The organism is Arthrobacter sp. CAL618, assembly GCF_000468215.1.
GTDB lineage: Bacteria > Actinomycetota > Actinomycetes > Actinomycetales > Micrococcaceae > Arthrobacter_D.
This window is the reverse complement of the sequence record NZ_ASZW01000091.1, coordinates 74,100-84,625: the sequence shown is the minus strand read 5'-3', so window position 1 is coordinate 84,625 and position 10,526 is coordinate 74,100. Positions and strand designations below refer to the sequence as shown.

Here is a 10,526-nt window from a genome sequence, read left to right as displayed (position 1 = left end):
CCCGCCACCAAGCAGATCACGCAAACCTTGGATCCGGTCCAGGTGTTCCTGTGTCAACCGGTGTCCGTACCCAAGGGTTCCAATCGATGGTTCCGTGATGTCGTCCTCGGTTGCTGCGCCTCGGAGAACATCGTTGCTGTTCCAACCGGAAAGTGCTTCAACGTTGAGGAATCTGTCGCGGATTGCGGTCAGGGTATCGGGCAAGATCTGCAGGATCGACAAGTCCGCGTTGACCGGGTAAGGGTTGTCTTTGTAAGTCACCCAGTCAAAGCCGAGCATTCCACCAAACCGTTCCGTGCCAGCGCCGGCTACCATAATGTCATCGCCGCCTTCAGCATCGTGATCGTTGTTGCCTGCTCCCCCGATGAGTACGTCGTGTCCGCCGTGCCACAGGTTAGGATCATTCATCATGGTGTTGCTGTTGTCGCCGGACATCAGGTCGTGACCAGCTCCCCCTTCAATCCAGTCATCGTCTTCGTTGCCGGTGATGACATCTGGTCCAGTTGAACCACGGATGAAGTCACTACCAATTCCGCCGAAGATCGTTGAGTTGTCCTGGCCGCCGTAGATGACGTCCTTTCCTGAGCCTCCGAACAAGAGGTCGATACCGGGACCGCCGTTGATGGCATCGTTACCCGCTTCGCCCTGGATCCTGTCGTCGCCGTTGAGGTCCGTGAGGATGTCGTCGCCGTCGCCGCCCATGATCGTGTCGTTGCCGTCGTCGCCTTCAATCCGGTCATTGCCCGCGGCGCCCCAGATGGAGTCGTCGCCGATGCCTGCCCTGATATTGTCGTTGCCGTCGGTGCCGTGGATGGAGACATGCTCTCCTCCGGCGAACCGTGCCTGACCATTGATGAACGTCATGCCGGCGTTTGTTGCGGCGCTTGGATTGGATAGATCGAACGTGATCTGGGGTGTTGCGAACAGATCGTGCTGCAGGTTATCGACTTCGGTGTTCCGTTCGACTATCTGCGACAGTGAATTTGCTTCCAGTGCGTGGAACAGGGAGTTCCCCAGGTTGCGGTTCAGATAGTAGAAACGGTCGCCGTTCTGCAGACTTTCCAGTTGGGTCTCGAAGACGAAATTAAACGTCGACCCGAGCATGCCGCCGAACACAAACGGCTTCTCAGCGAGGCCTCCCATCCAGAAGTCGATGTTGTTGACTCCAGTGTCAGCGGCCGGCGCGTTCATGAACACCGTGTCGGCAATGAGATCTGTGGCAGCTGAACGTTGGTCGGCCATGGTCGTTGCCGACGCTAGCGTCGGGTGGTTTCCGTAGGCCGCTACAAAGTTCAGGATGGACTCCGGGTTCTTCATACCGAGCCGGAAATCCTCCCAGCTGGTGTAGGGAGCCAACTGCGGCATCAGTGTCTCGTCGTAGAACGTCTGCCGCGCCACCTGTAGCCCAGGCACACCGGTTTCCCTTGCACGCAAGATGTTGATCGATGCAAGGTCCAATGGGAGCCCTAGTAGCTGGTTACGCAACGTATCGGCCACGAATTCGTCGATGCCAGCGGCAGTTTGGTTGGCCATGCCTTTGATCACGGACCCAGCCGCAGCCTTGGAAGTCAAAGCTTCGCCGTTGGGTCCGAGCTTGTATCCCACCGGATCAAGGAACGCATCCAGCAATGGTTGCTTCTCCACCACACCGCCAAAGTCACGATCTACTGTGTCGGTCAGCATTGAGTGCCCAAACCGGTACACGACATTCGCGAATTCGGAGGAGATCGCTGGATTGACATCTGGCATGTAGGAGTTCTCGTTGAGGACCGTAGCATCGATCGACGGTTGTATCCGGCGGCCAAATTCCTCAAAAACAAGGTGTTGATACTGCATCTCCGTGAAGAACCGGGCAGCTTGGAACAGACGTTCGCCGTAGTCCCAGAATCCGTCCTCCTGGTACCCGGCGAGGAGAGCTGCCTGCTCAGGTTCCTGCAGGAAGGCTTTTACCTGTTCCATCACCCGGTTGTGCTCGGAATGGAATACCTGGTGTATTCCCGTCAGCGCGATGTTCTCGTTGCCACGTCCATCACCAGTGACGAAGTGAGCATCAAGCGCCGCGTTATCGTAGCCGGCCAGTTCGTCGGGCACCGCGCCATGGGCGATATCGTCCAGGAAGGCGTTATTGGCACGTAGCGCGCCCACAGTGGAGATTGGCGCCTCCGGGTTGCCTTCGATGAAGCCATCCTCGAATGCGACCTGGGGATAGCCATTCGCGCCCGGAACAAAGCGTCCGTAGGGATCCATCTTCAGTAGTGGAACGTTGAGGACATCCATATCCCTGAGGTTGATGCCTAACATGTCTCGGGCCTGGGCTTTGGTATCTCCCCAGGTGGCCAAGCTGTCTTCATCGGATCCATTGAGCAAACGGCCCGTGGGTACTGGTCCGGTTGCTGTGGATTCGTATTCCCGCAGGAAGGCCTGATGCGACGGGTGCGAGGTGTAGGTCTGGTTCTGGTCTACAAACGGAGTGGTGCGGTTGGTGTGATTCCGCTCCGTTCCGTCCTCGCCCGAATCGATGGTTGCACGGTCCAGCATGAAAAAGTTGGTCCGCGAACCTTCAACGTACAGTGGATCGTCCGGCCGCAGGGGAACCACTACGGTTCCGTTGCCGCCCTTCGAGATCAGATCCAGTCCGTGGTCAAAGAACTGACCGAAGATGGTAAACAGGGACGTCGCAGACGCTGACAATCCCTCGTCGGTTGCAACGTCCGGGATGAAAATTTGGGTACCGGGCAGAAGTTCAGCTACAGCGCCTTCCGTCTCCGCTGGAACGGCCGACGGGCCCCCAAGGACCGTCACCGTCTGCGGTGCAAGTCGCTCCAGCTCGGCGGCGACTGACGCCGGCATCGTGCCGATGTCAGGAACGAGCAGCAGAGGACCACCGCGCAGGCCAGCAAGATATGAGCCGGCGAGTGCATCAGGGAAGTCCGAGCCACGCGCAATGAAGGCGTGGGTGACGCCCGGCGAATAGTTGCCCTGTGAGAGGGCCACGGCTGTTTCGTAGCGATCAATGCCATCAATCCGAGTTACCGCACCCGCCGTGTAGTCCGTCAGCTGGGTAACGACCGCTTCGCTAACGCGCTCGGTCGTTCCTACAACCACGATCTCCTGGGGAGCCAGCCGCTGCAACTCAGCAATAGTCGCGGCGGGAATCGAGGTCCCGAGCGTGAGCAGCACAGGATGGCCATCACGGGCTGCCGGAGCGGCCGAGATTAAGGCGTCTGGGAAGTCTTGTCCGGTGGCGATGTACACTTTGCCGATGTCCGTTGCGAACGTATCGGCGCTGATTGCCGCGGCAGTTCCGTAGCGGTCGTCTCCATCCAGCCGGGTAACTGCGCCGGCTGTGTAGTCCTCCAGAGCGGTTGCCACGCCCTCGCTTACCGCGACTGGCCCGCCGAGTATGACAATGCGTTGCGGGGCCAGCCGCTGCAATTCCGTCACGGTTTCAGCTGGGATGGCGGTGGGACTGACCAGCAGAATCGGGCCGTTGCCGGCCTTCGCGGCCGGTCCACCCGTTAGAGCGTCAGGGTAAAGATCACCGCGGGCGATGTAGACCACTGGGACGTCTGGCCCGAACGTATCTGCGCTGACAGCGGCGGCAGTGCCAAACCGATTGGCGCCTTCAAGGCGGTTCGTAACCGTTGGCTGGCCGATCTCGGAGCCTTCGACCCGTTCGGCTACGGCGACTGCGGCCGGATTGTTGATGGTTTGATCCACAATGAGGTTGCTGATATTCCGGGGAGTCGAGTCATAGACAAATCCCTCGGTCTGCTCATAACTGGTAGCTGGGCCCGGTGCGCCGCCTGGAGGAGGTCCTCCCGGAGAGCCTGGAGGGGCAGAATCGGCCTCGCGGAACTCGGCCGGGAGCAACCGTGGAAACGTTTGCCCGCCTGAACCCCATCCGTCCTGGTTCGGAAGGAGATTGTTCCAACGTCCATCAACTGTACGTAGCCCGAACGGCGAGGTGGCGGCCCCAACACAGGGATCACCATCGGCGTCGTAGTGTGTTTGTTCGGCCACATTGAAAGTGTTGCCGGGGTTGCATAGAGGTGAGGAGTTCTGGTCGACCAGCACGTCTTCGGCGTGCGCCTCTGAGATATCAATCTGTTTGAGAATGAATTCAAGGTCACCCGCGGTGACGTTGAAATCCTGGCCAGGAGGCGGCGCCGCTCCGGCTAATTGTCCGGGCAAGACGATCCCGGATAAGACCACAGCGCTGCCTGCGGCCAGTGCTGTCAACTTTGTGCTGGTTTTGCGGCCCGGAGAACGGTGCCGCGGATTGATACCCATTGTCTGCTCCCCTGTGATGTGCTCAGCCCTTTGTCGCCGAGACCTTCAACAACGGCACAGATGGCTATGCCGCTAGGAGGAACTTGTCATCAAGACCCTGTAGATAGCTTGGGACTACTGATGGAGGGGAGGAAATCGCTGGTCCGTTCCGGTGTTCGTGAACTCTATCGTTCGCCGATTAGAGCCGACGTACCAGCTTGCCATCGCGAAGCACTAGCTGCCTGAATTCGCAGAGTTTTCGCCGTCGCGCTCGTCGAGCTCTTCATCAAGCTCTTCCTTGCGAAACTCGGTCTCCGGGTTCGGCTGACCTTCCTCGACGTATTCCTCGTCGATTTGGCGATGAACCTTGCTGTTCAGAACTTCCACATCCTCGTCAGCCAGGGTGTCGAGGTCCTCAGGAAATGGATCTTCGGGCGTGAGGCGGGTCTTGTCGTTCATCAGTTCAGACTACTTCATCGGTATTGCCGACACGGCGCGACAGGTCAGTTAGGCGGACGGCCGGTTGAGCCGTTTCAAAACGCCCTTCGGGACAAACGGGGAGATGTCGCCGCCCAACGAAGCGACCTCTTTGAGCAGCGTCGACGAGAGGTGGGTGTAGCTGTTTTCCGCTGGAATGAAGACGGTCTCAACGCCGGTGAGCTGTCGGTTCATGGTGGCCATCGGCAGCTCATAGTCGAAGTCCTGACTGGAGCGTAGCCCCTTGACGATCAGGTTGGCTCCCTGTGAGCGGCAGAACTCGGCCAGCAACCCTTCCCCCATCGGCAGGACAGAGACACCGCGGAGATAGGTGAGGGTTTCGCGCGCGCTGGCCAGCCGTTCCTCCACATCGAACCGGTAATTCTTGGCCGGGTTGGTTGATACCGCAACGATCACCTCATCAAAGAGGCTGGCGGCACGGGCTATGACCTCCACGTGACCGTTGTGGATGGGGTCAAAGGATCCGGGGCACACTGCGCGACGCATGCTTCGAATCTACAGGGCATTGCGGTGTGGCATCGCAGAGCCAAACGTCAGGTCGGCAAAACCGTAATACTTGATTCCATGAGTACAACAACTTCTTCACTGGTGACCGGCACCGCCGCAACTCCCACGCCCTGGCAACGGACCGCGTCGGGCGCCAACCTCTTGGCCTCTGATGGGCGACTGGGTGTGACAATCTTCGAGGAAATCACCATGCTGGCGGGGAAGCACGGGGCGATCAACCTGGGTCAGGGATTCCCTGACGAGGACGGGCCAGCCGAAATCCTTGAGGCCGCCCGGGCGGCGATTTCCGCCGGGGCCAACCAGTATGCGCCCGGCCAGGGTCTGCCAGTGCTCCGGGAGGCTATCGCGGCGCATCAGGAACGGTTCTACGGCCTGACGCCCGACCCCCACACCGAGACGATCGTCAGCACCGGCGCAACCGAGGGAATTGCGTCGGCGGTGCTGGCCCTGGCCGGGCCCGGCGACGAAGTTCTTACCTTTGAACCGTTCTATGACTCCTACGGCGCGATCATCGGCCTGAGCGGGGCCACCCACACCACCGTGGCCCTGTCGGCGCCCGATTTCCAGCCCGATCTCGACGAGCTGGAGCGGGCAGTCTCCCCCTCGACCCGGATTATCCTGCTCAACAACCCCCACAACCCGACCGGAACCGTGTTCACCCGGGAAGTGATGCAGAAGATTGTGGACCTCGCGGTGAAGCATGACGCCGTGATCGTCACCGACGAGGTCTACGAGCACCTCACCTTCGGTGTGGCGCATCTGCCCATCGCCTCGCTGCCGGGAGCTAAGGATCGTACCCTCACCATCTCCTCGGCCGGGAAAACCTTCTCGGTGACCGGATGGAAGATCGGCTGGATCACCGGGCCGCAGGAGCTCATCTCGGCGGTGCGGACCGTCAAGACCTTCCTTACCTACAGCTCAGGCACGCCGTTCCAGAGCGCCGTCGCCCACGGCCTGGGCCTGGACGACGGGTTCTTCCAGGCGACTGCGGCCACCCTGCAGACGAAGCGGAACATCCTCAGTGCAGGGTTGAAAGCCGCCGGGTTTGATGTCTTCTCCCCGCAGGGAACCTACTTTGTGAACGTGGATACCGCGCCGCTGGGAATCAGCGACGCCACCGCACTGGCACGACGGTTGCCGGAGCTGGTGGGGGTGGCAGCCATCCCCGTGGCGGTGTTCTGCCATCCCGACGGCGCAGCCCGCACCAGTTCGCTCCTGAGATTCGCGTTCTGCAAGAAAACCGAGGTCCTGCAGGAAGCCGCGGACCGGCTGGCGACGTTGAGCGCCCGGCTATGAAGGGTGTTGAGCTAGCTGCCGACGAGGACGGCTCCGTGCCTACCCTGCAGCTGGCTGGAATTGGCGAGCTTGCAGAAATTGATGAGGATGCATTTACCGAGGGGGCATTCATTCTCAGTATCGGTGGCGCACAACAATCCCATGTGAATCTGCGGAATCCCGGGAACGTCTTTTATGAGTATTTGCGCCGGATCGCGAATGTGCTGGATATCTTCAAGCCGGCGGGCGAGCCCATCCGGGTGCTGCACCTGGGTGCGGGTGCGCTGACCCTGGCGCGGTACGTCCAGGCCAGGCGACCAGGTTCCGAGCAGACAGCTGTAGAACTTGAGCGGGAGCTGCTCGACTTTGTCCTGGAGCATCTGCCACTGCCGGAGGGCACCCGGTGTTCGATGGTGATCGATGACGCCCGCGCGGCCCTTGAGCGTTGCGAGCCCGGCTCCTTTGACGCAGTGGTGCTGGACGTTTTTGCTGGCGCTGATGCGCCGGCCCATCTGACTGATGAAGCCTTCTATCGTTCGCTCAGTGCGGCAGTCGCTCCAGGCGGCGTGGTGCTGGTCAATGTGGGCGATGATCCGCCGCTGACGTTTGCGCGTGCCCAGGCGCGACGGTTGCGTGCCGCCGCCGACGACGTCGCGGTGCTGGCTGATGCCGGGATGATCAGTGGGCGGATGGCAGGGAACATTGTGCTGGTCGGAACCCGTTCAGCCTGGCCCGCCGCCTGGTCGCCGTCGTTGGTGGCAGCAGGACCGCATCCGGGAGTCGTGGTGACCGGACCTGAGTTCGCTGCCTTTTGTTCGGCACAGCAGTAGCCCCTCCGCGGGACAGCGGGGTATGGGCCACAAAATCCAGATAAATGACAGACCGTGGCGTCAATACGAAAGCAATAAATACGCTAATTTAATGTGTGCTATCGAATTACTTTTATTGAGTGTTATTTCCTCCATCCAGCAGTACCGTTAAGGGAATAAAACGACGAATCCCTGAGGAGGAACCATGACAACCGAAGTTGCAAGCGTTTCCGATTGCAGTGTCCATTCCTGCTCCTTTAACCATGACGGCTGCACTGCCTTCGCGATTACGGTCGGTGGTAGCCGCGACCATGCATCATGCTCCACCTTCATCGACACTTCAGCGACCGGCGGACTGCCCATGGTCCTGGCCCACGTGGGTGCCTGCCAGCGGACCGAGTGCAGCTTCAATAGCCACCTCATGTGCGGTAAGACCGATGTGAAGATCGGCAGCGGCGCTGACACCGCCGATTGCCTGTCGTACCAGCCACAGTAGGCCGCACGCTTCCCCCACGCCACGCCACTGTCGGTTGCTGCGTTCCGAAGGCCCGGTTGTCACCTGTGACGACCGGGTCTTCGCGTGTCCAGGAAGTGCGGGTGTCACGAGGCGGGCGGCTGTTCGCCGGGAACCGGCAGGACGATTGTTTAAGGCTCCCCGACGGGTGTCGGTGAGAGAGTTCGATGAGAACTCTCTCATAAGCGCCTCACGAACGTCTCATAGGCGGCTGGCTAGATAGAGAACCTGCAGCAGTTACATCACCGCAGGGAAAGATTGGTCACCGTCATGGAAACGCACTCGTTGAAAGAGCTCCGGGTGGTGCTGTACTCGCACGACTCCCAGGGCCTGGGTCATACCCGGCGGAATCTGGCTCTCGCCCACTCCCTGGCCGCCAACCTCCCCGGGCTGACCAACCGCAAGGTCACCGGGCTGCTGGTCACCGGCGAATCCCAGGCAACACGCTTTGACAGTCCAGACGGTTGGGACTGGGTAGTGCTGCCGGGTATTGCCAAGGGCAGCGACGGCTACGTCCCCCGCAACCTGGCGATCAACCAGAGCAAACTCATCCGGCTTCGGTCGCAGATCATGGAAGCCGTCCTCTCCGAGTTCCGGCCTCATCTGGTGGTCGTGGACCGGCACGCCTTCGGCGTGGATCGGGAACTCATCTCGGCCCTGTCGGACCTGAAGAAGGCACGGCCTGGATGCAAGGTGGTCCTTGGTCTGCGCGAAGTCCTCGACAGCCCCCAGGTGGCACGGCGGGAATGGAACGCGTTGGGGAACCTGGACAAGCTTCGTGGCTATTTCGATGAGCTGTGGGTCTACGGGGATCCCGTCATTCATGACCCGGTGGCATCCGGTGAAGTTCCCGGCAAGCTCGCCTCGATGGTCCGCTATACCGGGTATCTGGCAACCGGCCGTCAGTCGCGGCGTCGCACCGGGTCCACGGCAAAGCCGTATGTACTGACCATGGCCGGAGGCGGATCCGACGGTCGTGCGGTGCTGCTGGCTGCAGCCCAGGCGACAGTCCCCCACGGCTATGAACACCTGATTGTCACCGGCCCCCAGATGCCCAAGGAGGACCGCGTTGTGATCGAAAAGTCGGCGGCGCCCGGCACCCGGGTCATTTCGATGGTGCGTGACGGACTCGCCGAGATGAGGGAAGCCTCCGCGATCGTGTCAATGGGCGGCTACAACTCGGTGTGCGAGATCATGAGCACCACCACCCCTGCGCTGGTGGTGCCCCGCGTTCATCCCCGGCGGGAGCAACTGATCCGCGCCGAGTCCCTGGCCCGCCACGAGCTGATGGAGATGTGCCACCCCGACCGGTTCACACCTGAGGTGCTCACCGAATGGTTCGAGACCGTGGTCGGGACGCCGTCGCCACGGCACAACGTGGATTTGAACGGCCTGCACACCGTGGGCAAGTTTGCCGCCGAACTGCTCGGCTTCACGGTGCCAACCCCCCATGCCGACCTTCGTAGCGATTGGACGAACCTTGCAGCCGTCTAGTGGTTCCCGCACCGGTTACATCCTGAAGATCTATCCCCGGTTCTCCGAAACCTTCATTGTCACCGAGATACTCGCGCGGGAAGCCGCCGGGGACGAGCTGGAGATCTTTTCGCTCAGGCCTCCGATCGACCCCCGGTTCCATCCCGAGCTGGCCCGGGTCCAGGCTCCCGTCACGTATGTGTCGAAACCAGCCAAACTCGCTGATGGCTGGGCCATCATGGCAGCCGCCGGGGACGTTATTCCGGACTTTGCTCACCGGTTCGCCCGGTTGCTCCCTGAGCTGGCCGCCATGGACGCGGTGGAGGTTCACCAGGGTGTTGAGCTTGCGATGCTGCTGTGCCAGCGGGGCATCACCCATGTGCATGCCCACTTCGGGTCAATCGCCGCCCGCACGGCAAAGGTCGCAGCGGAGCTGACGGGCATTCCGTTCTCGTTTACTGCGCACGCCAAGGACATTTTCCATGAGGAGGTGGACCCGGAGGTGCTCCGCGGACTGATCGGGGCCGCGCACCATGTGGTGACGGTGAGCGACTTCAACCTCAATTACCTGGGCGGGTTGTTCCCCGAACACCTGGAACGGGTCCATCGGATTTACAACGGTCTAGAGCTGGAGCGGTTTCCCTTCGCCAATCCCAGCGCGCCCGGACCGGTGGTGCGGGTTGCCGCCGTCGGCCGGCTGGTCGAGAAGAAGGGTTTCAACCAGCTCATCGAGGCTGTCGCTGAGCTGGTCCACCGCGGGGTTGTCCTCGACGTCCGTATTGCCGGTGGCGGAGAGCTTCACGACCAGTTGGCTCACCAGATTGCCAGCCACGGGCTGGAGGCAACTCTCACTCTGCTGGGACCGCGGACCCAGGCCGAAGTGATCGAGCTGCTGCGGTGGGCCGATGTGTTCGCCGCCCCCTGCCTGGTGGGCGCGGACGGGAACGCCGATGGTCTGCCCACCGTTCTGCTCGAAGCAATGGCGATGGGCGTGCCCTGCATCGCCAGTGATGTCACGGGGATCCCCGAGGTGATTTCCAACGGTGGCGGCGCACTGGGCCCCGGTGTGCCGACCGGCGACGGCGTCCAGACCGGGATCCTGATCCGTTCCGGCGTGCTCGGTGACCTGGTTGCTGCACTCCAGCAGGTGGCGTCAGCGGACTTCGATCGGCTGGCGG

Annotated in this window: 8 protein-coding genes; 5 read left to right on the top strand and 3 right to left on the bottom strand. The window is 61.3% G+C overall.

Annotated features, from left to right (window positions below):
- The 3 genes from K728_RS18530 to coaD form a co-directional block, all read right to left on the bottom strand.
- The coding region (locus tag K728_RS18530; RefSeq protein WP_193353921.1) for a peroxidase family protein at positions 1-4,293 on the bottom strand (4,293 nt) is incomplete at its 3' end.
- A gap of 213 nt (positions 4,294-4,506) precedes the next feature.
- Positions 4,507-4,731 carry a hypothetical protein gene (locus K728_RS0105875; protein ID WP_024476169.1) on the bottom strand — a complete coding sequence of 75 codons (225 nt, stop codon included), beginning with the start codon at positions 4,729-4,731 and terminating at the stop codon, positions 4,507-4,509.
- 48 nt (positions 4,732-4,779) lie between these two features.
- A complete protein-coding gene (gene coaD / locus K728_RS0105870) occupies positions 4,780-5,256 on the bottom strand; it encodes a pantetheine-phosphate adenylyltransferase (protein WP_024476168.1) in 477 nt (158 codons plus the stop codon).
- 78 nt (positions 5,257-5,334) lie between these two features.
- Here coaD and K728_RS0105865 point away from each other — a divergent pair, with 78 nt between their 5' ends.
- From K728_RS0105865 to K728_RS0105845, 5 genes are all read left to right on the top strand, one after another.
- Complete coding sequence (locus tag K728_RS0105865; protein WP_051317628.1) at positions 5,335-6,573, top strand: aminotransferase class I/II-fold pyridoxal phosphate-dependent enzyme; 1,239 nt, start codon at positions 5,335-5,337, stop codon at positions 6,571-6,573.
- Complete coding sequence (locus K728_RS0105860; RefSeq protein WP_024476166.1) at positions 6,570-7,382, top strand: spermidine synthase; 813 nt, start codon at positions 6,570-6,572, stop codon at positions 7,380-7,382. The genes K728_RS0105865 and K728_RS0105860 overlap by 4 nt, the downstream gene beginning before the upstream one ends.
- 184 nt (positions 7,383-7,566) lie before the next feature.
- The gene (locus K728_RS0105855; RefSeq protein WP_024476165.1) at positions 7,567-7,857 is read left to right on the top strand and encodes a DUF1540 domain-containing protein; all 291 of its coding nucleotides are present in this window, start codon (positions 7,567-7,569) and stop codon (positions 7,855-7,857) included.
- 288 nt (positions 7,858-8,145) lie between these two features.
- A complete protein-coding gene (locus K728_RS0105850; RefSeq protein WP_156911210.1) occupies positions 8,146-9,369 on the top strand; it encodes a glycosyltransferase family protein in 1,224 nt (407 codons plus the stop codon).
- Positions 9,356-10,526: glycosyltransferase (locus K728_RS0105845; protein ID WP_443110930.1), on the top strand; the 1,171-nt coding region annotated here is incomplete at its 3' end. The genes K728_RS0105850 and K728_RS0105845, both read left to right, overlap by 14 nt.